Annotated in this window: 24 protein-coding genes; 4 read left to right on the top strand and 20 right to left on the bottom strand. The window is 56.7% G+C overall.

Translation table 11 applies throughout. The features are described from left to right. The first annotated feature begins 54 nt into the window (after positions 1-54). Entirely contained in the window at positions 55-1329 is a 1275-nt protein-coding gene (tyrS, locus tag ACWPW2_RS08555) for a tyrosine--tRNA ligase (RefSeq protein ID WP_094420006.1), read from the top strand. 79 nt (positions 1330-1408) lie between these two features. Here the strand turns inward: tyrS and gstA are convergent, their stop codons facing one another. Together gstA and dtpA are read right to left on the bottom strand one after the other, a co-directional pair. Then, positions 1409-2014, bottom strand: a complete 606-nt coding sequence (gene gstA, locus ACWPW2_RS08560) for a glutathione transferase GstA (protein ID WP_454122423.1) — start codon at positions 2012-2014, stop codon at positions 1409-1411. A gap of 105 nt (positions 2015-2119) precedes the next feature. Beyond that, positions 2120-3622 carry a dipeptide/tripeptide permease DtpA gene (dtpA, locus tag ACWPW2_RS08565; protein ID WP_023481746.1) on the bottom strand — a complete coding sequence of 501 codons (1503 nt, stop codon included), beginning with the start codon at positions 3620-3622 and terminating at the stop codon, positions 2120-2122. 741 nt (positions 3623-4363) lie between these two features. On the opposite strand from dtpA, the gene ACWPW2_RS08570 reads away from it, so the two are divergent. Continuing rightward, positions 4364-4789, top strand: coding sequence for a CopD family protein (locus ACWPW2_RS08570; RefSeq protein WP_454122425.1), 426 nt, complete (start codon positions 4364-4366; stop codon positions 4787-4789). Between the two features lie 4 nt (positions 4790-4793). Here the strand turns inward: ACWPW2_RS08570 and nth are convergent, their stop codons facing one another. From nth to blr, 10 genes are all read right to left on the bottom strand, one after another. Further along, positions 4794-5426 carry an endonuclease III gene (gene nth / locus ACWPW2_RS08575; RefSeq protein ID WP_023481795.1) on the bottom strand — a complete coding sequence of 211 codons (633 nt, stop codon included), beginning with the start codon at positions 5424-5426 and terminating at the stop codon, positions 4794-4796. Then, the gene (locus ACWPW2_RS08580) at positions 5426-6124 is read right to left on the bottom strand and encodes an electron transport complex subunit E (RefSeq protein ID WP_454122428.1); all 699 of its coding nucleotides are present in this window, start codon (positions 6122-6124) and stop codon (positions 5426-5428) included. Before ACWPW2_RS08580 ends, nth begins: the two co-directional genes overlap by 1 nt. Before the next feature lie 3 nt (positions 6125-6127). Then, positions 6128-6748, bottom strand: a complete 621-nt coding sequence (gene rsxG / locus ACWPW2_RS08585; RefSeq protein ID WP_454122430.1) for an electron transport complex subunit RsxG — start codon at positions 6746-6748, stop codon at positions 6128-6130. A 9-nt stretch (positions 6749-6757) separates the two neighbouring features. Further along, positions 6758-7810: an electron transport complex subunit RsxD gene (gene rsxD / locus ACWPW2_RS08590; RefSeq protein WP_454122432.1), complete on the bottom strand. Its 1053-nt coding sequence runs from the start codon at positions 7808-7810 to the stop codon at positions 6758-6760. After that, entirely contained in the window at positions 7811-10225 is a 2415-nt protein-coding gene (rsxC, locus tag ACWPW2_RS08595; protein WP_454122434.1) for an electron transport complex subunit RsxC, read from the bottom strand. Next, the gene (rsxB, locus tag ACWPW2_RS08600; RefSeq protein WP_023481647.1) at positions 10218-10796 is read right to left on the bottom strand and encodes an electron transport complex subunit RsxB; all 579 of its coding nucleotides are present in this window, start codon (positions 10794-10796) and stop codon (positions 10218-10220) included. Before rsxB ends, rsxC begins: the two co-directional genes overlap by 8 nt. Next, on the bottom strand, positions 10796-11377 hold the full coding sequence (gene rsxA, locus ACWPW2_RS08605) for an electron transport complex subunit RsxA (RefSeq protein ID WP_023481348.1): 582 nt from the start codon (positions 11375-11377) through the stop codon (positions 10796-10798). The genes rsxB and rsxA overlap by 1 nt, the downstream gene beginning before the upstream one ends. A 78-nt stretch (positions 11378-11455) precedes the next feature. Next, positions 11456-11896 carry a DUF2569 domain-containing protein gene (locus tag ACWPW2_RS08610; protein WP_023481384.1) on the bottom strand — a complete coding sequence of 147 codons (441 nt, stop codon included), beginning with the start codon at positions 11894-11896 and terminating at the stop codon, positions 11456-11458. An 85-nt stretch (positions 11897-11981) separates the two neighbouring features. Next, a complete protein-coding gene (gene ydgT, locus ACWPW2_RS08615; RefSeq protein ID WP_023481783.1) occupies positions 11982-12197 on the bottom strand; it encodes a transcription modulator YdgT in 216 nt (71 codons plus the stop codon). Positions 12198-12435: 238 nt separating this feature from the next. Beyond that, positions 12436-12573: a division septum protein Blr gene (blr, locus tag ACWPW2_RS08620; RefSeq protein ID WP_023481427.1), complete on the bottom strand. Its 138-nt coding sequence runs from the start codon at positions 12571-12573 to the stop codon at positions 12436-12438. Positions 12574-12770: 197 nt separating this feature from the next. Between blr and ACWPW2_RS08625 the strand changes: the two genes are divergently transcribed. After that, positions 12771-13811 (top strand): oxidoreductase, encoded by a 1041-nt coding sequence (locus tag ACWPW2_RS08625; RefSeq protein ID WP_124968441.1) that lies wholly within the window; start codon positions 12771-12773, stop codon positions 13809-13811. A gap of 35 nt (positions 13812-13846) precedes the next feature. On the opposite strand, the gene add is transcribed toward ACWPW2_RS08625, so the two are convergent. From add to malX, 4 genes are all read right to left on the bottom strand, one after another. Continuing rightward, positions 13847-14848: an adenosine deaminase gene (gene add / locus ACWPW2_RS08630; RefSeq protein WP_023481529.1), complete on the bottom strand. Its 1002-nt coding sequence runs from the start codon at positions 14846-14848 to the stop codon at positions 13847-13849. A gap of 167 nt (positions 14849-15015) precedes the next feature. Then, positions 15016-15297, bottom strand: coding sequence for a hypothetical protein (locus ACWPW2_RS08635; RefSeq protein WP_454122438.1), 282 nt, complete (start codon positions 15295-15297; stop codon positions 15016-15018). A 28-nt stretch (positions 15298-15325) separates the two neighbouring features. Beyond that, a complete protein-coding gene (locus tag ACWPW2_RS08640) occupies positions 15326-16510 on the bottom strand; it encodes a MalY/PatB family protein (protein ID WP_454122440.1) in 1185 nt (394 codons plus the stop codon). Then, a complete protein-coding gene (malX, locus tag ACWPW2_RS08645; protein WP_454122442.1) occupies positions 16507-18123 on the bottom strand; it encodes a maltose/glucose-specific PTS transporter subunit IIBC in 1617 nt (538 codons plus the stop codon). Before malX ends, ACWPW2_RS08640 begins: the two co-directional genes overlap by 4 nt. 288 nt (positions 18124-18411) lie before the next feature. On the opposite strand from malX, the gene ACWPW2_RS08650 reads away from it, so the two are divergent. Beyond that, on the top strand, positions 18412-18660 hold the full coding sequence (locus tag ACWPW2_RS08650; protein WP_454122444.1) for a biofilm development regulator YmgB/AriR family protein: 249 nt from the start codon (positions 18412-18414) through the stop codon (positions 18658-18660). A 60-nt stretch (positions 18661-18720) separates the two neighbouring features. On the opposite strand, the gene ACWPW2_RS08655 is transcribed toward ACWPW2_RS08650, so the two are convergent. From ACWPW2_RS08655 to ACWPW2_RS08670, 4 genes are all read right to left on the bottom strand, one after another. Then, positions 18721-18921 (bottom strand): hypothetical protein, encoded by a 201-nt coding sequence (locus ACWPW2_RS08655; RefSeq protein WP_128483046.1) that lies wholly within the window; start codon positions 18919-18921, stop codon positions 18721-18723. 175 nt (positions 18922-19096) lie between these two features. Continuing rightward, positions 19097-19396, bottom strand: a complete 300-nt coding sequence (locus tag ACWPW2_RS08660; protein WP_023481550.1) for a hypothetical protein — start codon at positions 19394-19396, stop codon at positions 19097-19099. A 91-nt stretch (positions 19397-19487) separates the two neighbouring features. Then, positions 19488-19739 carry a hypothetical protein gene (locus ACWPW2_RS08665; protein ID WP_023481387.1) on the bottom strand — a complete coding sequence of 84 codons (252 nt, stop codon included), beginning with the start codon at positions 19737-19739 and terminating at the stop codon, positions 19488-19490. Positions 19740-19957: 218 nt separating this feature from the next. Further along, complete coding sequence (locus ACWPW2_RS08670) at positions 19958-21490, bottom strand: YdgA family protein (protein WP_454122447.1); 1533 nt, start codon at positions 21488-21490, stop codon at positions 19958-19960. Positions 21491-21566: the final 76 nt, after the last annotated feature.

The following is a 21566-nucleotide window of genomic DNA, read 5'->3' on the forward strand; positions in this document are numbered from 1 at the left end:
GCGAAAAGTCGTGTACCGGCATAGGTGCAGTCCGTTTTATACATGGAGAATTTGATGGCTAGCAGTAACTTGATTAAACAATTGCAAGAGCGGGGCCTGGTGGCCCAGGTGACGGATGAGGAAGCGTTAGCAGAGCGACTGGCGCAGGGGCCAATCGCGCTCTATTGCGGCTTCGATCCCACCGCAGACAGCTTGCACTTGGGGCATCTGGTTCCTTTGTTATGCCTGAAACGCTTCCAGCAGGCGGGTCACAAACCGGTCGCGCTGGTGGGCGGCGCAACGGGGCTTATCGGCGATCCGAGCTTTAAAGCCACCGAGCGTAAACTCAATACCGAAGATACCGTGCAGGAGTGGGTCGACAAGATCCGCAACCAGGTGGCACCCTTCCTCGATTTTGACTGCGGCGAGAACGCGGCTGTCGCGGCGAACAACTATGACTGGTTCGGCAGCATGAACGTGCTGACCTTCCTGCGCGACATCGGTAAGCACTTCTCTGTTAACCAGATGATTAACAAAGAAGCGGTCAAACAGCGTCTGAACCGCGATGATGTCGGCATCTCCTTCACTGAATTCTCCTACAACCTGCTGCAGGGCTATGACTTTGCCTGCCTGAACGAGCGCTACGGCGTGGCGCTGCAGATTGGCGGCTCCGATCAGTGGGGCAACATCACCTCCGGTATCGACCTGACCCGTCGTCTGCATCAGAACCAGGTCTTCGGCCTGACCGTACCGCTGATCACCAAAGCCGACGGCACCAAGTTTGGTAAAACCGAAGGCGGCGCGGTGTGGCTCGATCCGAAGAAAACCAGCCCGTACAAGTTCTACCAGTTCTGGATCAACACCGCCGATGCCGATGTTTATCGCTTCCTGAAGTTCTTCACCTTTATGGACATCGCCGAAATCAACGCGCTGGAAGAAGAGGATAAGAACAGCGGGAAAGCGCCGCGCGCGCAGTATGTGCTGGCTGAGCAGGTAACACGTCTGGTTCACGGCGACGAGGGTCTGACCGCCGCGAAACGCATCACCGCAAGCCTGTTCAACGGCACGCTGAGCGATCTCAGCGAAGCCGACTTTGAACAGCTGGCGCAGGATGGCGTACCGATGGTTGAGATGGAGAAGGGCGCGGATCTGATGCAGGCGCTGGTTGATTCCGAGCTGCAACCGTCTCGCGGCCAGGCGCGCAAAACCATCGCCTCCAATGCTGTCACCATTAACGGTGAAAAGCAGGCCGATCCGGAGTATTTCTTCACCGATGCTGACCGTCTGTTTGGTCGCTACACGCTGCTGCGTCGCGGTAAAAAGAACTACTGCCTGGTGTGCTGGAAGTAATTCTCTGGCTTCAGACGATAAAAAAGGCGGGATATTCCCGCCTTTTTCTTTGCCCTGCGTTCAGGCAGGCTGCTGTAAATCAGGCAATGCCTTCCGCAGAGAGCGCCGCAGCGACTGCCGGACGGGCCGCCACGCGCGCCATGTAGGCTTCGATATTACCAAAACCGCTCATGTCGAGTTTTACCGCATGCGCCCAGCGCAGCACGGTGAAGAGATAGCCATCGGCAATGGTAAAGTGCTCACCACCGATCCAGCCGTTACCGCTCAGGGAGTTGTTAACGTAGTGCAGCTTCTTCTCCAGCTGCGCGCGCACGGTCGGTTTGTACTCTTCCGGCGTATCCGGGCGGAACAGCGGGGTGAAGCCCTTGTGCAGCTCGGTGGCGATATAGTTCAGCCACTCCAGCGCCTTGTAGCGCGGCAGGGTGCCGACAGCGGGCAGCAGCTGGCTTTGCGGCGCGTTATCCGCAACGTATTGCATAATGGCAACGCCTTCGGTGATCAGCGTGTTGTCATCCAGCAGCAGCGCGGGAACCTGGCCTTTCGGGTTAATCGCGAAAAAGTCTTCGCCATCTTCCAGACGTTTTTTCATCAGATCGACGCTGATAAGGGCGATCTCTTTCCCGGCTTCGCGCAGCGCGATATGGGAGGCGAGTGAGCAGGCACCTGGCTTGTAGAACAGTTTCATCGACGTTTCCTTTTATCTGAATTCCGGCATAGAGTAGTACGCCGTTGCATAAAAAAAAAGCCGCTAACTGACGTTAACGGCTTCTTCATTTTTACCCGCTTGCGATTACGCAGTGGCGGTTTTGGACGCTTCATCCGCGTCGTCACGGCTCTGCGTCATGCGGTTCAGCTTCGGCGCAGTCAGCACCATCAGCACGGCAATCACCGCCGTCGCAATACCAATCTGCAGGAAGACGCTACCGTAGATGTTCAGGGACATCAGCGGGTCGGTAACGTTCTCCGGGATCGCCATCTGGTTAGCCACGTAGCCAGCGATGATATTCGCGCCCGCGGTGGTCAGGAACCAGCTACCCATAATAAAGCCCATCAGACGCTGCGGCACCAGCTGCGCGACCATCGCCAGGCCAAGGCCGGAGATCATCAGCTCACCAATACTCTGCAGGCCGTAGCTCGCAATCAGCCAGCTTACGGAAACAATCCCGGCATCAGAGGCGAATTTGGTACCCAGCGGCAACACGAGGAACGCGCCAGAGCAGAGCACCATCCCGATGGCAAACTTGTGCGGCATCGGCAGGGTATCACCCATTTTGTTATAGATAGCGGCAAGAATCGGGCTGCCGATAATGATCCAGAACGGGTTCAGCGCCTGATACTGCTCCGGCTCAAACGCGATGCCGAACAGGGTGTGTTCAACGTTACGGATTGCGAAGAAGTTCAGGGAGGTCGGCATCTGGCTGTAGAGCACGAAGAAGACGATAGCCTGCACCATCAGGATAAAGGCAACGATCATCTTACGACGCGCCGCGCCCTGCAGGGTAAAGGTCTCTTTCGCGAAGATAGCGATAATGCCCAGTGCGATCACGCCCAGTACCATACGCGCGATACCCTGGTTATGCAGCAGCCAGGTGGCGATGGCGATCAGCACCGCGATACCGACGATGGTCGCCAGCAGGTAACCGATGCGCAGCGGTTCGAAGTCCGGTTTGGAGCCGTAGTTTTTCACCCAGCGTTTGCAGAAAGCAAAGTTAACGATGGTGATCAGCAGGCCAACGACGCTCAGACCAAACGCGGTGCTCCAGCCAAAGCGGGCAGCAAGCCACGGCGTTGCCAGCATTGAGAAGAAGGAGCCAACGTTCACCGCCATGTAATACATGGTGAACGCGCCGTCGAGACGCGGGTCATCCTTGTCATAGCAGGTGGAGAGCAGCGAAGAGGGGTTGGCTTTAAACAGACCGTTACCGACGGCAATCGCTGCCATGCCCATATAGACGATGCTGGCATCGTGACCTGACCAGGCCACCAGCGCATAACCGAGCGCCAGCACAATCGCGCCCAGTAGGATCACACGTTTGGTGCCGAGCACTTTGTCGCCCAGCCAGCCGCCGATAGCCACCAGGCCATAGACCAGCGCGCTAAAGGAGGAGAAGAGCGTAATGGAGTCTGATTCCGACATTCCCAGTTGCTTAACCAGGTAAACGGCCATAATTCCTTGCAGGCCGTAGTAACCAAAACGTTCCCACAATTCGATCGAGAAGATGAGATAGAACGCTTTCGGTTGTTTGAAAGCGTTCATGCTGACGCTTTCTGTTGGTTTGTTTGCAGTTGACACGTAGACCTCTTTTTTTACATCCCATATTAACGGGGGTGTTCAGCGCGCGATAACCAGTTTGCATCACGCTTTTAGTTATATTGGGAGGAGAAACGGCGGGTAATGTTCACTATCCTGGCTCATGAGGCAAGTCTTTTGACATATTCTGTTACATAGATCCAGCGCATAACTTTGCTCGGCAAACTGAATTGTTATTCAGAGTTTAATTTTATCATTTTGGTAAAAGTGGATTTTTCTACTGGTTCTTAACATGCTGAAACGGCAGTAAGGGATATGTTCGGCTATTTTCGCGCACAGGCAGTGCATCGGGCTGGTTTCTGAGACATATCTGGTTGGATGTCCCGCCAGAGAGGGCGTGGGATGGATATCAGGGACGCGTAAATTTTAACATTTAGCTCTTTATTAACATTACCTTAGCAAATAAGCCCCAAAGGGCTCAGCGTTGGATTTTTTTCTTCTAAAAAAAGGTTTCGACTGTCAGAAAGTGTATAAGTGGATGATTATTTGCTCAAAGCGCCATTCGGCTGCCAGATCGTGTCACTGCGTGACTCTTTTGCAGAGTTGTGAGACATATCACAATGAGTTATCTCCTAAAATCAGCCACTTTGTGGCGGCATTTTTTGCAAGCGATACGCTTAACAGAGAAATAATTAACAATTCTTGCCCGCATAAGCCGGTTGTTCATGACAGCAGGGGGCTGCAGTGGCAGACTTCTGACTTCATTTTTACGGGAGCAAAGCGATGAATTTTCATCCGTGGATCAACGCAGTACATATTGTCAGCGCAATCGTCTGGATTGGTGGCATGCTGATGAGCGCCATGGTGGCGCAGTGGAGCCTGCGACAGAAAGATAAAAGTACCACCCTGATTCTGCTTAACGATGTACGCAGCTGGAACCGCAGAATGACCAGCCCGGCGATGATCGTGCTGTGGATTGCCGGGATCGCCATGCTGGTGGCCTACGGGCAGATGCCGCACCTGTGGTTAATCGTCAAGATCGTGTTTGTGGTGCTGCTATCGGGCCTGCACGGCTTTCTCTCCGCCACGCTGCGCCGTCTCGCTAACGGTGAAACCCTGAAGCGTACAGGCGCGCTGAACAACGCTACGCTGCTGCTGGTGCTGTTTACGGTGGTGATTACGCTGCTGGCAGTGGTACGCCCCTTCTGAGGCGTTAATCGGTCTTGCTGTCGTATTCGCACAAATCTTCAATGATGCAGGAGCCGCAGCGGGGTTTACGGGCGATGCAGGTGTATCGCCCGTGCAGAATAAGCCAGTGGTGGCAGTCGACTTTAAACTCCGTCGGCACCACTTTCAGCAGCTTCTCCTCCACCTCTTCGACATTCTTCCCCGGCGCAAAGCGCGTGCGGTTAGAGACGCGGAAAATATGCGTATCAACGGCGATAGTCGGCCAGCCAAAAGCGGTATTCAGCACCACATTGGCGGTTTTACGCCCGACGCCCGGCAGGGCTTCCAGCGCGGCGCGATCTTCCGGCACTTCGCCACCATGTTTTTCCAGCAAAATGCGGCAGGTCTTAATGACGTTCTCCGCTTTGCTGTTGTAAAGGCCGATGGTTTTGATGTACTGCTTCACGCCATCCACGCCCAGTTCCAGCATCGCCTGCGGCGTATTAGCAACCGGATAGAGCAGCGCCGTCGCTTTATTGACGCTGACATCCGTCGCCTGGGCTGAGAGCAGCACGGCGATCAGCAGCTCAAACGGCGAGGTGAAGTTCAGTTCAGTGGTCGGATGCGGGTTGTTCTCCCGCAGCCGGGTGAGGATCTCGAGGCGTTTCGCTTTATTCATTATGCCTTCCCGGGCGAGGTCTCTGGCGCGTCGTTGACCTGTGCGGCGGCGGCTTCACGACGTTTTTTCATTTTCTGATCGATTAAGTATTTCACCGCCAGCATCATACCGAGGCCGATAAACGCGCCCGGCGGCAGCATCGCCAGCAGGAAAGGGGAGTCCGTATGGAACACTTCGATGCGCAGTCCTTTGGCCCAGCTTCCCAGCAGGCCATCCGCGCCGTCAAACAGCGTGCCGTTACCGAGTATTTCACGCATCGAGCCAAGCACGAACATCGCGCCGGTCGCCCCCATGCCGATGGCAAAACCGTCCAGCGCCGAGAGCGCCGGCCCTTTTTTCGCCGCAAAGGCCTCTGCGCGACCGACCACGATACAGTTGGTGACGATCAGCGGAATAAAGATCCCCAGCGACTGATAGAGGCCGAAAGCGTAGGCGTTGATCAGCATCTGCACGGCGCTCACCACCGAGGCGATGATCATCACGTAGATGGGAATACGGATCTCCGACGGCGTCCAGCGACGCAGCAGGGAGATAAACAGGTTGGTCAGGGTCAGCACCAGCGTGGTCGCCAGACCCAGCCCGAGGGCATTGGTAGCGGTCGACGTTACCGCCAGCAGCGGACACATGCCGAGTAACTGCACCAGCGCGGAGTTGTTTTTCCACAGCCCCTGGACAATAACCTCTTTTACTTCGCTCATCGTTTACTCTCCACACTCAGGCAAACGGGACAGCTGCTCAGGCAGCGTCATGGCGTAAATCCCGGTACGTTTCACCGCATTCACCACCGCGCGCGGGGTGATGGTCGCACCGGTAAACTGATCGAAATCACCGCCATCTTTCTTCACGGCGAAGTGGCTGTCGGCCGGGCCATCGATTCTCTTGCCGGTAAAGTAGGTGATCCAATTACTGATGCGCAGCTCGATTTTATCGCCCAGGCCCGGCGTTTCATGGTGTTCGGTAACACGCACGCCCAGCACCGTGCCGCTAAAATCCGCGCCGACCAGCAGCTGGATAGCACCGGAGTAGCCATCCGGCGCGGTGGATTCAATCACCGCCGCTACCGGTTTATCGTCCTTCTGCGCAATCCACACGCGATGCGGGCCTTTGCCGAGCGCCGGGTCGCTCACCACATAACAGCTCTGCGCCAGCGCGTTAGTATAGCTCTCGGGCGGCAGCACCTGATCGAAGAGCGCTTTTTGCTGCAATACCGCCTGGTCGGCGATGGTGCTTTTGGTCATCTGGTTAATGGCGGCGGTCAGGCCGGTGGAGCCGGCGGCAAAAAGTGCCAGCGTGACGCCATGTTTACGCATTGTCTCTAGCATGACGGCTCCTTAACGATGTCCGTACACGCGCGGGCGCGTGTAGTAATCAATCAGCGGCACGGTGATATTCGCCAGCAACACCGCAAAGGCGACACCATCCGGGTAGCCGCCGAAGCTGCGGATCAGCCACACCAGCAAACCGGCCAGCGCGCCGAAAATCAGACGACCTTTATTGGTGGTCGAAGCCGTAACCGGATCCGTAAGAATAAAGAACGCGCCGAGCATCGTCGCACCCGAGAGCAGATGTAGCTGCGGGGCTAAGAAGCTCTGCGGGGCAAAGAGCCAGCCGAGGGTGGCGCACAGGGTCAGCGAGAGCAGGAAGCTGACCGGGATATGCCAGCGAATGGTGTTCTGCGACAGCAAAAAGATCCCGCCCGCCAGATAGCCAAGGTTGACCCACTGCCAGCCTGCACCTGCCAGCACGCCGCTGTAGATCGGGTACTGCATTATCTGCTCAACGCTGTGTCCGGCATGGAGCGAGGTTTTAAAGGTATCGAGCGGCGTCGCCTGGCTGATGCCATCCACGCCCATGCGCAGGGCATCCATCGTCGCGCCGGTGGTGCTGTGACCGGTAAAGATCACCCTAATAGCGTCGAGCAAACCGGGCACCGTACGCGCAATATCATGGGGCGGCAACCAGCTGGTCATCTGCACCGGGAAGGAGATAAGCAGCACCACATAGCCGATCATCGCCGGGTTAAAGGGGTTGTGGCCGAGACCGCCATACAGCTGCTTGGCGATAATCACTGCAAACACAGTGCCCAGCACCACCATCCACCACGGTGCAAAAGAGGGGATGCTGATGGCGAGCAGCAGGCCGGTTAACAGGGCCGAGTTATCCGCCAGAATAGTGCTGACGGACTGCTTGCGCAGTTTCAGCACCAGCCCTTCCGCCAGCAGGGCGCTGACGATAGCGAGGATAAGCTGGATCAAGGTTCCCCAGCCGAAGAACCACAGCTGCGCGGCGATGCCCGGTATCGTCGCCAGCGTGACCAGCAGCATAATGCGCGAGGTCTGGCGCTGGTTATGGGTGTAAGGGGAACTTGCGATTCTGAAAACCATTTAATCCTCGTTAACAGCTTGCTGCGCGGCTTTTTTAGCCTGAACTCGGGCAATGGCCGCCGCGACCGCCGCTTTACGCGGATCGTCATTGGCAGCCTGGGTGTGCGTGGAGGCCTCTTCTGCGCTGGATTGCGCGCGGGCCTGCTCTGCTTTACGTGCTTTGGCGCGGGCGATTGCCGCTTCGACGGCGGCTTTACGCGGGTCGACCGGCTCGCTGGCTTCCGGTGCAACAGCAGGAGTCTCTTTCTGCGCCTGAGCCTGCTCCGCTTTACGCGCTTTGGCGCGGGCAATCGCCGCTTCAACGGCGGCTTTACGCGGATCGACCGGCTCGCTGGTTTCTGGCTCGGCAGCAGGAGCCTCTTTCTGCGCCTGCTCCGCTTTACGCGCTTTCGCACGGGCAATCGCCGCTTCAACGGCGGCTTTGCGCGGATCGACCGGCTCGCTGCTTTCCGGCTCGGCGGCAGGCATCTCTTTCTGCGCCTGCTCCGCTTTACGCGCTTTCGCGCGGGCGATTGCCGCTTCAACGGCGGCTTTACGCGGGTCGACCGGCTCGCTGGTTTCTGGCTCGGCAGCAGGAGCTTCTTTCTGCGCCTGCTCCGCTTTACGCGCTTTGGCGCGGGCAATCGCCGCTTCAACGGCGGCTTTGCGCGGGTCGACCAGTTCGGTAGTTTCCGGCTCGGTCGCGGCAGCGACTTTCTGCGCATGCTCGGCTTTACGTGCTTTGGCGCGGGCAATCGCTGCTTCGACAGCGGATTTGCGCGGATCGTCGCCTTCAGCCGTCGCCTGCGCTTTTTCTGCCTGACGCGCACGCGCCTCAGCTTTACGTGCTTCGCGGGCGGCAATCACTTCACGGTTATCAGGCTCGGCGCCAGCCTGCACCACCACCGGCTCTGCGGCAGCGGCCTGTTTCTCTTTCACGCGGGAAAGTGCGGCTTCAATCGCCTGCTTATCCTCTTCGCCAGGCTTCGCGGCGGCCTGCTTGTGACGTGCCTGACGCGCCAGTTTCTCGCGCTCAAGGCGCGCCTGACGGGCTTCAAAACGCGCCTTCGCTTCGGCGGTGCGTCGCTCTTCCTCGGCGATCGCGGAGATCTCCGCTTTCTCCTGGCGGAAATATTGCACCAGCGGAATATTGCTCGGGCAGACCCATGCGCAGGCACCGCACTCGATACAGTCAGAGAGATTGTGTGCGATGGCTTTGTCGTGCTGCTGGCCTTTGCTGAACCAGTAGAGCTGCTGCGGCAGCAAGTCCGCCGGGCAGGCGTCAGCGCAGGCGCTGCAACGGATGCAGCCTTTCTCTTCCTGCGTTTCGCCCATTTCACTGGCCGAAGGGGCCAGCAGGCAGTTAGTAATTTTGACCACCGGAACATCCAGCCACGGCAGGGTAAAGCCCATCAGCGGGCCACCCATGATTACCAGCTGTTCTGCTGAAGGCTGGAAGCCCGCGTAATCAAGCAGGTGGCGAACCGGCGTGCCGAGCCGCGCCCAGACGTTGCCCGGGCGGGCAACCGCTTCACCGGTCAGGGTCACCACGCGCTCCGTTAACGGTTCACCGTCAATCACCGCACGCTTCACCGCGTAGGCGGTGCCGACGTTCTGCATCAGCACGCCGATATCGGACGAGCGGCCGCCGTGCGGCACCTGCTTGCCGGTGAGGATCTGCGTCAGCTGTTTTGCGCCGCCGGAGGGGTATTTGGTCGGGATCACTTTCAGCTGAATATCGTGGCTGCCCGCCAGCACCGCACGCATCATCGAGATCGCCTGCGGTTTATTATCTTCGATACCGATCAGCACCTGGCGCGGCTGAAGGATATGCGCGAGGATGCGCACCCCCTCCATAATCTGCGCGGCGCAATCCTGCATCAGGCGATCGTCGGCGGTGATATAGGGCTCGCACTCGGCGGCATTGATAATCAGCGTATCGACTTTATCGCCTGCACCTTGCAGCTTGGCACCGGTCGGGAACCCAGCTCCGCCCAGCCCGGCAACGCCGAACTGATGGATGCGCTCAATCAGCGCTTCAACGCTCTGGGCGCGATAATCCTGCCACCCTTCACGCGCAATCCAGCGATCTTCGCCATCCGCTTCGATAATGACGCTCAGTTCAGGCAGGGCGGAGGGGTGCGCGGTAGCGTGAGGGGCAATCGCCACAACGGTGCCGGAGGTCGGCGCGTGCACCGGCAGCATACGACCGCGGCCACGGGTCAGCGGCTGACCGCGCAAAACGCTATCGCCCACGCTGACGCACAGTTCGCCTTCAGCGCCGATATGCTGCTTTAAGGGAATGACAAAACGGTTCGCCAGCGGCAGTTGACGCAGCGGCGTACCGTTAGACTGGGTTTTCATCTCCGGCGGATGAATGCCGCCGTGGAAATCCCACAGTTTCTCTTTTCGGAATGCGGAAAATAACTTAAGCATGGTGCTCCACGGGAATAGTGCGCACCGGAATGGTGTGCAGATCCCATTTCCAGTTCTGCGTGGTTGGCGCAACCGGGCGCAGGTCGATACACTGCGTCGGGCACGGATCCACACAAAGATTACAGCCGGTGCAGAGATCGCTTACCACCGTATGCATGGCGCGGGTTGCGCCCACGATAGCGTCGACCGGGCAGGCCTGAATGCATTTTGTACAGCCGATGCAGTTGCTCTCATCGATGATGGCAAGCATACGCACCGGCTCCAGCGCGTCGGCATCGCCATCAATCGGCTGCGGGTCAACGTTTAAAAGCGTGGCGATTTTCTGCATCACCGCTTCGCCGCCGGGGGCGCAGCGGTTGATCTTTTCACCCTGGGTGCCGACCGCTTCGGCGTAGGGGCGACAGCCGGGGTAGCCGCACTGCCCACACTGGCTCTGCGGCAGCAGTTCATCGATACGTTCAACAACCGGATCGTCCTCGACCGCAAACCGGCGCGAGGCGTAACCGAGGATCAGGCCGAACAGCAGCCCAAGTACGCTCAGGACTGCAACGGCGATGGTTATCGCATTCATTACAGTTTTACCAGACCACTAAAGCCCATAAAGGCCAGAGACATTAAGCCGGCGGTAACTAACGCAATCGCATTACCGCGAAACGGCGCGGGAACATCGGCGACGGCAAGGCGTTCGCGGATCGCGGCGAACAGCACCATCACCAGTGAGAAGCCGACGGCGGCGGCAAAGCCATACAGCGCCGACTGCATAAAGTTGTGCCCAAGGTTGATATTGAGCAGGGCGACGCCAAGCACCGCGCAGTTGGTGGTGATAAGCGGCAGAAAGATACCGAGCAGGCGATAGAGCGCCGGGCTGGTTTTACGCACCACCATCTCGGTGAACTGCACCACCACGGCAATAATCAGGATAAAGGAGAGGGTGCGCAGATAGACCAGGTTCAGCGGGATCAGCACCCAGTTGTCGATAAGCCATGAGCAGATCGAAGCCATGGTCATGACGAAGGTGGTTGCGAGCCCCATACCCATTGCGCTTTCCAGCTTTTTGGAAACGCCCATAAACGGACACAGGCCAAGAAACTTCACCAGTACGAAGTTGTTGACCAGTACCGTTCCGATAAATAGCAGAAGATAGTCTGTCATTATTTGGCCTGAAATGAAAAAAGCCGCCTATTATCGGGCAAACTGCCCCGGGCGACAACAGGTTAACTGTAAGGTTATTTACGGGTTAATAAAGGTCTTCTTCACGCGCACCGCGCGCTTGAAGTAGGGCACAAACAGCGCCGCCGCCAGCAAAGGGAAGATCAGCTGGCGAACCGCCATCGCATCGGAAACCGGTGAAAACGCAAACGCTTTTATCGCCAGCAGCACGCAGACCAGCAGCCAGATAATGTAGTGTTTCGGCACCAGGCTGCGGCGTTTGAAAAAGGCGATGGTCAGCCAGAGCGTATAGCACCAGAGCGCGGCGGCAAAAACAAAGGATAAGATCAACAGCAGCATCGCTTTCGACGGCTGCGCCAGCAGGGCCGAGAGCGCATGCGGCGTTAACAGGGCGGTGACATACAGCATTAACGCCAGCGAGGTGCTTAATAACGCGACCAGCAACCAGGCCAGAGGGGCGAGTAACCAGCCTCCGATACGTTCTGCGGGTGTTGTTGTCATGCCATTTCCTCTGTTAACACATTCAGTTGCGGCAAACATTGCCGGGCGACGAGTATAAAGCATCGCACGGCGATTGCCAGCGGCCTCAGACCACGTAGCGCCATACCGAGCGCGGAACGCACCCAATGTCAAATAACCGCCCGCCGGAGACCAGCTCAGCGCGGCGGTGATCGGCTGCGCGGTACATATTAATGATCTCACTGCTCTCGGTCAGGGTGTAGTTAAGGTGATCGAAGAGCTTTTCCAGGCTTTCAAGCGAACTGATTTTGCGAAATTTTAATAAATAGTCCTGCACGGTCATGTCGGAGGGTGTCCATATAATGAAGAGGCAAAAAAAGAACGGCTATGCGCGCAAATAATAGACGTTATTATCCGGGCGTAACTAGCGTGAGAATAATCTGCCATTAAATTAAGCATATTCTTTTCAGATAAAAACCAGGCGCCACAAAGGCGCCGGGCGAAGAAGGTTAACGTCCTTCCTCATGACGGGCAACCCGCTTCTGGCGCGATATAGGCTATCGCAGCAATAGGGAATACCTTTATTTCTTTTGCACTACCACGCTTTGCTCAGGCGGCTGATAATTATCAATATGGCTGGCAAACACCAACAGAATGGTTGATACGCCGAGCACAATCCAGCCCATTAATTCAACAATCCGATTGAATATTGCGGTCATATTTATACTGCTCCCTGGGATTCACATCACACGCCGGTAGTCATTAACGGGTGTTGGGCGCAGATTTAAGCAGATTTTGTAAGCGGAAACCAGACCAGAATGCGCTGAATTATTCACCTTAAAAATGCGTTACAACAGCGGTTGTCGGCATCAGGCAGATAGTGTGAAATGGAGGTTCACTGAAAAGAGGCCGTGATATGAGTGATATTATTCGGGTTGGCGTGATCGGATATGGCTACGCCAGTAAAACATTTCATGCTCCGCTGATCGCTGGCACCGCCGGTATGGCGCTGGCGGCTATTTCCAGCAGTGATGAGTCAAAGGTCAAAGCGGACTGGCCCAACGTCGATGTTGTTGCCGATCCCAAACGTCTGTTTAACGATCCCAATATTGATTTAATTGTCATCCCCACGCCTAACGATACCCACTTTCCGCTGGCGAAAGCGGCGCTGGAAGCGGGCAAACATGTGGTGGTCGATAAACCCTTTACCGTGACACTGTCACAGGCGCGCGAGCTGGACGCGCTGGCCCGCAGCTATGGTCGCCTGTTATCGGTGTTTCACAACCGCCGCTGGGACAGCGACTTCCTGACGCTGAAAGCGCTGCTTGCCGATGGTGCACTGGGTGAAGTGGCCTATTTCGAATCCCATTTCGACCGCTTCCGCCCGCAGGTGCGTGACCGCTGGCGCGAACAGGGCGGCCCGGGGAGCGGCATCTGGTACGATTTAGCCCCGCACTTGCTCGACCAGGCGATCAATCTGTTTGGTCTGCCGGTATCATTAACTGTCGATCTGGCCCAACTGCGCCCTGGTGCGCAATCCACCGACTATTTTCACGCGGTATTGACCTATCCCCAGCGCCGCGTGGTGCTGCACGGCACGCTGCTGGCGGCGGCGGAATCCGCGCGCTATATCGTCCACGGCACGCGCGGCAGCTATGTGAAATATGGCCTTGATCCGCAGGAGGAGCGCTTAAAAAGCGGGGCGCGCTTACCGCAGGAGGATTGGGGCTACGACATGCGCGATGGCGTGTTGACCCGCATTGATGGTGAAACACGTAAAGAGGAGACCTGGCTGACACTGCCGGGCAACTATCCGGCTTATTACGCGGCAATCCGCGATGCGCTGATGGGCGGCGGCGAGAATCCGGTTCCGGCCAGCCAGGCGATCCGCATTATGGAGCTGATTGAGCTTGGTATCGAGTCGGCAAAACACCGCGCAACCCTCAGCCTCACCTGAACGAATGGCTCACGGCAGGCCGTGAGCCATGCTCATCAAGCCTGCGCGACGCGCTCGCGCAGCGCCTGTTTCTCTTCGGCAGTGATAAAGGCCAACTCCAGCCCGTTAATCTGCGCCTGGCGGATCTGCTCTGCGCTCAAACCGGCTGCCGGAGCGGCAACCTCATACTCGTGACCAATGTCGATCCCCTGTACCGCCGGATCGTCCGTATTGATGCTGGCCAGAATGCCGTGATCGAGGAAGGTTTTCAGCGGATGGCGATCGAGAGAGGCCACGGTGCTGGTCTGAATGTTAGAGGTGAGGCAGGACTCAATACCAATCCGCTGCTCGGCGAGGAAGTCCATCAGCGCGGCATCTTCAATCGCTTTTACGCCATGACCGATGCGCACGGCACCCAGTTCACGGATCGCCTGCCAGATACTCTCCGGGCCTGCGGCTTCACCAGCATGCACGGTAATTTGCCAGCCAGCATCGCGGGCGCGGGTAAAGTGGGAGAGGAACAGGCTTCCCGGAAAACCGAGCTCATCGCCCGCCAGATCGAGAGCGGTGATACTGTCGCGATGAGCGAGCAGGGCGTCCAGCTCCTGTTCGCAGGCTGCTTCGCCGAAGGTGCGGCTCAGAATACCGATTAAGCGCGCCTGCACATTAAAATCGCGGCTTCCTTCGCGTACCCCGGCAATCACCGCTTCCACCACGCCTGCCACCGGCAGGTTGTGGGTCATCGCCATATAGCCCGGCGAGAAGCGCAGCTCAACATAGTGCAGGCCATTTCGCGCCGCATCTTCCATGTTTTCATAAGCTACGCGACGGCAGGCATCCAGCGAGGCCAGCACCTTTACGCCCCAGTCGAGTTTGGCGAGAAAGCTCACTAAATCGGGTTCGTTCGAGGTGACCTGCACATGCGGGCGCAGCGCGTCGAGGGTTTGCGCGGGGAGGGTTAAATTATACTGGCGGCCAAGATCGAGGATAGTTTGGGCACGGATATTGCCGTCAAGATGACGATGGATATCGGTTAAAGGCAGTTTTAAATCAATCATGATCGCACTCATATTTTTGTAAAAGTGCAAAGCATTATACAACACTTCGTTAACTTATTAAAAATAGTAATAAAATTAGCGGGATAACAAAGGAGGGTGCGCAAAGGCGATGGAAAAATATGCACCTGCTGATGCCAGCGCAAGCCGGGCTGGCACCGCTTACACCCTCAGAAGAAGACGTTGAAAATCACTGTGACGATCAGCAGCCAGCAGGGCACTGAAAAGAAGAGCGTGCCCTTTTTGTCCGGGCTACGTTTAAGCAACAGGAGCGTGATAAAGGTCACCGCCAGCACCGCAAGATAGAGGATCACCAGCAAGTGGCTCTGCAGCACATTGTGCAGCGCGATGGCTAATAGCAGGCTCGACACCAGCGCATAAAGACGGAACGTGCGGGTAAAAAAGATCCAGCCGAGAACAAAGTAAACCAGCGACACGCCCCAGACCATCATTCACTCCGTTGATAAATTTCGCCACAGGCTAACATGAACGCAGCGCGGCAATCAGCCTTTTTACTCCCTCTTCCAGCTTCACTCGCGGGCAGCCGACGTTGAGGCGAATAAACCCGCGTCCCTGGGGCCCGTAGACATCGCCGCGCATAATCGCCACCTGCTGCTCCTCAATCAGCGTTTTTTGCAGCCTGTCATCATCAATATCGAGTGGCCGCAGATTGATCCACGCCAGATAGGTCGACTCCGGCGGCTGCCAGCGCAACTGCGGGAAGGCGTCGTTCAGGGCAGTGGCGAGGTAAGCCAAGTTAGCGCGCAGATAGCTGCGCAGGGCTTCAAGCCACGGGGCGCCTTCACGATAGGCGGCAACATGCGCCGCTACTGCCAGCACCGCCGGCGAGGATAAGCCGTTCGCGTTTTTTAACGCATCGAGGTAGCCGTTGCGCGACGCCTTGTCGCCAAACAGCCCCCATGCGCCGGTTAATGCCGGGATATTGAAACTTTTAGATGCCGAGGAGAAGAGCGCCCACGTTGAGCGCGCGACATTGCACCACGGAATGTGCTGCTGCGCGGCCCAGACCATATCCATATGGATCTCGTCGCTAATCACTTTCACCTGGTGGCGCTCGCACAGTAATGCCATCGCGGTCAGCTCTTCATGCGTCCACACTTTGCCGGTCGGGTTATGCGGGCTGCAGAGCAGCAGAACCTTGCTTTCCGGCCGTGCCAGCACCGCTTCGAGCTGCGTCATGTCACACACCCAGCCGCCGTGATATTGATGCAGCGGCACCGTCAGCAGCTTGCGCTGATTGTGGCTTATCATTTTCGGGAAGGCGTCATAGGCGGGCGTGTGAACCACAACGGCATCGCCGGGCTGCGTCCACTGGCGGATGGTCTCGGCAATCATCCAGATAACTGACGGGCCATAGACCAGGGCGTCGCAGTCGATTCGGGTGTCGAAACGGCTGGCGAGCCAGTATTCGATAGCGCCGATGAAGTCGTCGTTCTGCCAGCGGCTATAACCAAAGACCCCGTGCGCAAGGCGGGTTTGCAGGGCGTCGAGAATGCAGGGCGCGGTGGCGAAATCCATATCCGAGATGGTAAAAGGCAGCAGATCGGCGCGGCCAAAACGGTCGCTCACGTAGTCCCACTGTGTGCACCAGGTGCCGTGGCGATCGACTGGGGTGGAAAAATCAAAGGAAACGTCGCGCTTCATCTACTTGCCTCTGGGGTTATCTGTACCTGCGCTGCCGCGATGAGCTGCGCCATTTCATCTTTTACTGACTGCACCTGCGGCCCAATCACTACCTGCAGGTTGTGGTCGTTGACCTTCACCACGCCGAGGGCGCGATGGGCTTTCAGCGCGGCGGCATCGACCTGCGCCATGCTGCCCACCGACAGGCGCAGGCGGGTAATGCAGTTATCCAGGCTCTGCACATTTTGCGCTCCGCCAAGGGCGGCAAGCAAGGCCGGGACATCATAGCCGGAGCGACCTCTCGCTTCTGGCGTCGTGCTTTGCTCGCTCTCAATCGTCTGCGGTTCACGGCCGGGCGTCTTCAGATCGAAACGGGTAATGGCAAAGCGGAACAGCGCGTAGTAGACGATAAACCACACCGCGGCGACCAGCGGCACCAGATACCATTTGGTCGCCAGCCCGTGCAGCACGCCGAAGACGATAAAATCAATCACATTGCCGTCGGTGTTGCCAATCGTTACCCCAAGCACCGCCATAACGGTAAAACCCAGGCCGGTGAGGAGGGCGTGAATCAGATAGAGCGCCGGAGCGACAAAAAGAAACAGGAACTCAACCGGCTCGGTAGTGCCGCCAACCACGCAGGCGATAACACCTGAGATCAGCAGCCCCTTAATCTTATGGCGATTCTCCGGTCGCGCGCAGTGGTACATCGCCAGCGCTGCGCCGGGCAGCCCGCCAAGGAATGCGGGCATTTTCCCCTGTGAGAGAAAACGGGTTGCGCTCTCAGAGAAGCCGTGCGTCTGCGGGCAGCCAAGCTGGGCCTGGAAGATGGTCAGCGCGCCGCTTACCTGATGACCGCACACCTCCATGGTGCCGCCCGCGTCGGTAAAGCGGATCAGCGCCACCAGAATATGTTGTAAACCGAAGGGGAGCAGTAGCCGCTCGCCGGTGCCGAAGATCATCGGTCCGAAGTCGCCCGCGCGATCGATAAGCTGTCCGAGGCCGCTAATGCCGAGCGCAAACCAGGGCCAGATAAGCGGGATCAGCAGGCCAGCAATGCCCATTACTACGCTTGTGACAATCGGGACGGAACGCGTGCCGCCAAAAAAGGCCAGCGCGTCCGGCAGGCGCAGGGTGTGAAAACGCTCATGCAGCCGCCAGACGATCACCCCCGCAATCACCGCGCCGAGAATGCCGGTGTCAATTGACTGGATGCCGAGCACGCTCTGAATATTATGTGCCTTGAGCACGGCAGCGTCGCTGGTGGGTAAAATGCCCTGCGCGGTGAGCCAGAAGTTGACCGCCAGGTTCATCACCGCATAGCCGACAAAGCCAGAAAAAGCGGCGACGCCTTTATCTTCCCGCGCAAGGCCCAGCGGGATGGCAATACAGAACATGACAGGTAAGAAGGTGAAGGCAAATGCGCCGATTTTGCTCATCCAGATAAAGATCGCTTGCAGTAACGGATGGCCTAATAGCGGCAGCAGGGTAATCACATCGCGGCTGCTCAGTGAGCTGCCAATACCCAGCATAATGCCGCAGAAGGAGAGCAGCGCGACCGGCAGCATAAAGGTGCGGCCCAGCTGCTGAAAAAATTCCCATATGGCATTACCCGACCTTTTTTTACCCGTCATAACAACTCCTCAAAAAAGTAAGCGAACGGCAGGCTTCCTGACTATGCGTATAGCGTTGTATCAGGTTTCTGGCGCTGGCGGCAGAGCTAATCATCCTGACGATCTTAATTAGGAATTCAACAAGATAGAGGGGGATTTGCGAGCTGTTTTCCAGCTTTGGTAAATGGCTGAGAAAATTTTATATATCCTGTTGCGAAGGCTTAAAACCACGACTATTTTTAGCGGCGAAATTACACCCTCCGACCCTGATGCGGAGGCCCGCTTTTCGTATCGCTATGCAGGATGAGTATGCAAACGACAACCACAGAAGAGCAGTTCAACGCCTATTTTGGCGTGACCGCGCGTGATGAAGAGGCTGAAAAGCAGGTCATTAGCACCATCCTTTCGAACCTGCGTTTGCAGCAGCGCGACGTCAACGATAAACATCTCATCCTGGCACTGATTGGGCTGCTGGAAACAGAAGAGAACCCCGCAATGCTGGAGGTGTATCGCAACGCATTAGAAAGAGTGGTGCAGAAAACGCCGGACCATATCTAAACCGGCATCGATTTATCAACGAAGACGCCTTCATAACAGACGAAGGCGTTTTCACGTTAATCAGGCGGAGTAGGTTATCCTGTCGAGGATAAGCTGCCGGGCGGCATCGAACACGCGCTTCTGTCTGGGATCGGTGGTTATACTGCTCTGCGCACGCAGCACCATAATCAGGTTGCTGGGTTTCACAGGCCGTTGAGAATGCATAAGGTAGGTGGCGGCTAAGCCGATAGCCTCATGGATCTCTGCGGGTTGAACTTGCACATCGTCGTTCAATGATTCTCCCTTATTGCACTGGTGACTTTTTCTTCTAAGCCTGCGGGCCAGATCAAATCCACTGTGCATTCGTCGAAACATGCGAAGCAAGTCTGAATAGAAGGGTGAAAATAATGGTCCGGTAGGGAACGCCAGACCTGGTGAAGAGATGTTGCTGGAAAAATCAGTGCTTGCGGGCTTTGTTATCGATGCCCGGGCCTGATAAAGGCAACCGGCTCTTAAGGCGGCTGGCCTGTAAACTGCTTTTGCGCCCGCGCGTGGCCGGCTGGGTTTTATAGTGGTGAATACCGCTGATCGCGGTTTGAAGTGCTTTACGCCGTGTGCTGTCGACTTCACTCATCAGGGACTCTTGCAACTGCCCAATCAGCGCATCGAAAGAGACATCATCATCTGAATCAAGCAGGGCCAGTACCGCCTCGCCCATTACCGTATCTACAAGCTTATCTGACTCATTTTTACTCATTCTGCCTCACACATTTGCTGCACCGTACAAAGGTTTCCCGGTCATGCATCTTAGTAACGTTATGCTGCATGTTATAGCTTATTCATTAAGATTATGGAAATGACGAGCCCATTTTTCTGGTAAAAATCAGCTTCAGCAGATCGCCATAGCGCGCTTCTGTTAACGGATCGTTGGCTTTATCGAGGCGCGCCGCCAGTTTGATACAGAGGCTTTGTCGGCTGACCTGGCCTTTTTCACGCAAAAGCTCGATCACAATCTCACCTAACAGCTCCTCTTGCGAGAGCGTGCAACCCGGCTGGAAGAACGCACTCTCATCCGGACCTTTACCCTGGAAACCTTTCACGACTGTCCTCTCTTCAACGGGCTAAATGCCAAAAGAATGATTTTGCATCAACGGACTGATTCGGTTATCAGCCTCGCGCTACAAAGCATTCAGCAGCCCCGAATTTTGCTCGCTAATAATAACTGAAAGAAATAGATAGGGAAGGGAAAAGGGGCTTACGGAGGATATATCTTTCAGAGGGAAGCAAAAAAATGCCCCTCATGTGAGGGGCGTTTTGCTTACTGCTGCGGGATGGCCGGCGGAGCGGGAGGAACCGCCTCGCCCGGCACGGCTGGCTGCATTGAAGGCAGGCCAAACATGCCGACAAAATGCTCCAGCGGCATCTTCTCGCCGTTCAGCGTCACCTGGCCATTGGCATACTGCAGGCTGGTGAGAATGGTGTTGTTCTCAAGGGTAGTGATGCGGAACATCTGGCCCATTGCCGCCAGGCCTTTCACCTGCTGGCTAGCCAGCTTTGCCGCATCCTCTTGCTGATACCCTTGCAGCTTCGCTACCTGGGTCATCAGCTCGGTCGCCATATCCACCGGAATGGAGAGCTTGCCGTCGAGAGATTTCACATTGCGATCAACCTGCTGCGCCAGCGTCTGCGGGGCATCAGCGGTTTTTGCCGGATCTTTCAGGAACAGCGAGAGGTTAAAGGTCGATTCGCCTTTCGCATTTTTCCAGCTCAGCGGAGCAACGGTAATCACCGGCTCGCCTTTCAGCAGCAGCGGCACGACGCTGAGAAACGCTTCGGTCGCTTTCTGCTGGTACAGCTCAGGATTCTGAGCGATATCAGGCTGCGCCATCAGGGCGCGGATCTGCGCATCATACTGCTGCGTGGCCTGATGCCAGGCATTGCCATCCACCTGGCCGACTTTCAGCGTCAGTTTGCCGTTGCCGAGATCCTGACCCTGTACTTTCAGGCTGTTAAGGGTGTAATCGACCTGGCTGTTGATATTTTTCTTATCGTCCGCCACGTCCGATTTAGCCGTAAGCTCCATCCCTTCAAGAATTGCCATCTCTTTGTTTTCAATGGAGATAGCAAGTTTATCAAGGCTCATCTTCTGGCTGCCGGTGCGCTCATTAAAAGCACTCATTTCGCTCGAGCCATCGGTCTTGAAGTTATTAAAGGAGAGCTGCACTTTCTGGCCAAACTCGTTGACCGTATCAACCAGGCCGCTTTGCGCTTCGCCGCTTACCGCAACCGCATTGCCCTCTTTATCAGCGCTGACGCGGAAATTACCGCCGCCGAAAGCGACTTTCTCACCCTCTTTTTCCACATTCAGCGCGCGCAGGTTGATGTCGCTGCGGGTATCACCGGAGTAGCCAATACGCGTTTCGGCGATAAACGGCGATTCGCCTTTCGCCATCTCAAACAGCGCTTTGGTGACGTCATTATTGACCAGTTGCGTATGGACGGAGGCCATCGCCGGCGTCAGGCTGAAGGATTTCAGCTGTGCCAGCGGGAAGGGGCCGTGATCGACATTTTCATGCAGAACCACGCTCTGGCCGGGCTTCAGCCACGGGCTGGTGGTACCGGCAATCGGCTTGACCTGCAGCGTGAAGGTACTGGAGAAGAGGCTGCGTTTATAATCCTGCGCCGAAAGCTCAACATTGGCGTCCGGCGCGCTGCGTTTGATCTGGGCATTTGCCTGGCTCACCATCTCACCCAGACGTCCCTCCAGCTGTTTGCCGGTATACCAGGCTCCGCCTGCCCAGACGACACCTAATGCAACAATAACCCCGGCGGCAACCAACGTTTTTTTCATAGCGCTTATCCCTGAAAAAGAAACCAGGCGGTACAAACCGCCTGGACTGTCGAATGAAGTTCGCTAAAGCTTAGCA

This window comes from Kosakonia sp. Marseille-Q7440 (genome assembly GCF_965119485.1).

Coding starts and splice junctions, on each gene's coding strand:
- tyrS (WP_094420006.1), top strand. CDS start 55: ATGGCTAGCAGTAACTTGATTAAACAATTGCAAGAGCGGGGCCTGGTG.
- gstA (WP_454122423.1), bottom strand. CDS start 2,014: ATGAAACTGTTCTACAAGCCAGGTGCCTGCTCACTCGCCTCCCATATC.
- ACWPW2_RS08570 (WP_454122425.1), top strand. CDS start 4,364: ATGAATTTTCATCCGTGGATCAACGCAGTACATATTGTCAGCGCAATC.
- nth (WP_023481795.1), bottom strand. CDS start 5,426: ATGAATAAAGCGAAACGCCTCGAGATCCTCACCCGGCTGCGGGAGAAC.
- ACWPW2_RS08580 (WP_454122428.1), bottom strand. CDS start 6,124: ATGAGCGAAGTAAAAGAGGTTATTGTCCAGGGGCTGTGGAAAAACAAC.
- rsxG (WP_454122430.1), bottom strand. CDS start 6,748: ATGCTAGAGACAATGCGTAAACATGGCGTCACGCTGGCACTTTTTGCC.
- rsxD (WP_454122432.1), bottom strand. CDS start 7,810: ATGGTTTTCAGAATCGCAAGTTCCCCTTACACCCATAACCAGCGCCAG.
- rsxC (WP_454122434.1), bottom strand. CDS start 10,225: ATGCTTAAGTTATTTTCCGCATTCCGAAAAGAGAAACTGTGGGATTTC.
- rsxB (WP_023481647.1), bottom strand. CDS start 10,796: ATGAATGCGATAACCATCGCCGTTGCAGTCCTGAGCGTACTTGGGCTG.
- rsxA (WP_023481348.1), bottom strand. CDS start 11,377: ATGACAGACTATCTTCTGCTATTTATCGGAACGGTACTGGTCAACAAC.
- ACWPW2_RS08610 (WP_023481384.1), bottom strand. CDS start 11,896: ATGACAACAACACCCGCAGAACGTATCGGAGGCTGGTTACTCGCCCCT.
- ydgT (WP_023481783.1), bottom strand. CDS start 12,197: ATGACCGTGCAGGACTATTTATTAAAATTTCGCAAAATCAGTTCGCTT.
- blr (WP_023481427.1), bottom strand. CDS start 12,573: ATGACCGCAATATTCAATCGGATTGTTGAATTAATGGGCTGGATTGTG.
- ACWPW2_RS08625 (WP_124968441.1), top strand. CDS start 12,771: ATGAGTGATATTATTCGGGTTGGCGTGATCGGATATGGCTACGCCAGT.
- add (WP_023481529.1), bottom strand. CDS start 14,848: ATGATTGATTTAAAACTGCCTTTAACCGATATCCATCGTCATCTTGAC.
- ACWPW2_RS08635 (WP_454122438.1), bottom strand. CDS start 15,297: ATGATGGTCTGGGGCGTGTCGCTGGTTTACTTTGTTCTCGGCTGGATC.
- ACWPW2_RS08640 (WP_454122440.1), bottom strand. CDS start 16,510: ATGAAGCGCGACGTTTCCTTTGATTTTTCCACCCCAGTCGATCGCCAC.
- malX (WP_454122442.1), bottom strand. CDS start 18,123: ATGACGGGTAAAAAAAGGTCGGGTAATGCCATATGGGAATTTTTTCAG.
- ACWPW2_RS08650 (WP_454122444.1), top strand. CDS start 18,412: ATGCAAACGACAACCACAGAAGAGCAGTTCAACGCCTATTTTGGCGTG.
- ACWPW2_RS08660 (WP_023481550.1), bottom strand. CDS start 19,396: ATGAGTAAAAATGAGTCAGATAAGCTTGTAGATACGGTAATGGGCGAG.
- ACWPW2_RS08670 (WP_454122447.1), bottom strand. CDS start 21,490: ATGAAAAAAACGTTGGTTGCCGCCGGGGTTATTGTTGCATTAGGTGTC.